The organism is Rhizobium sp. 01T437 (genome assembly GCF_056398505.1).
This window is the reverse complement of record NZ_JBFTPM010000076.1, coordinates 1-507: the sequence shown is the minus strand read 5'-3', so window position 1 is coordinate 507 and position 507 is coordinate 1. Positions and strand designations below refer to the sequence as shown.

Genomic DNA, 507 nt, shown 5'->3' with positions numbered 1-507 from the left:
GGACCCGTCCGCGCCAGCCAAAGTGTCGTTGCCGACCCCACCGGTGATGATGTTGTCGCTGGCATTGCCGTAGAGGGCCGTTCCGCCAGTGCCGGTATAGGTCAGCCGCTCGACATTGGCATAGGAGGCCATATCGTAGGCGCTGGCGTGGGTGCGGATCTCGTCGTCACCGCCACCTGCTGACTCGGAAATGGTGACGTTCTGGCTGTCGACGATGTAAGTGTCGTTGCCATCTCCACCCACGAGCGTCTGGCCGAATGTTGCCGTCGAGGCGAGCGTGTCGTTGAAGGCCGAGCCGACGACCCGCTCGATGTTGATGTAGCTATTTCCCTGGGCGTCGCCGCCCGAACCTGATGTTGTCACACCGGCGGCGCCGAGCGTGACATTGACGGCTGCAGCCGAGGCAGAATAATCGACCGTGTCGGTCCCGGCGCCGCCGTTGAAGGTGACGGTCGTGCCATTGCCGACAAAGGTATCGTTGGCCGACGAGCCAGCGAAGGCCTCGAT

The 507-nt window shown here is 63.1% G+C and carries 1 protein-coding gene; it reads right to left on the bottom strand.

The genetic code is table 11. The features are described from left to right. Nucleotides 1-507 (bottom strand): calcium-binding protein (locus AC1DM5_RS36560; RefSeq protein WP_477976962.1); only part of this gene is annotated, 507 nt, incomplete at both ends.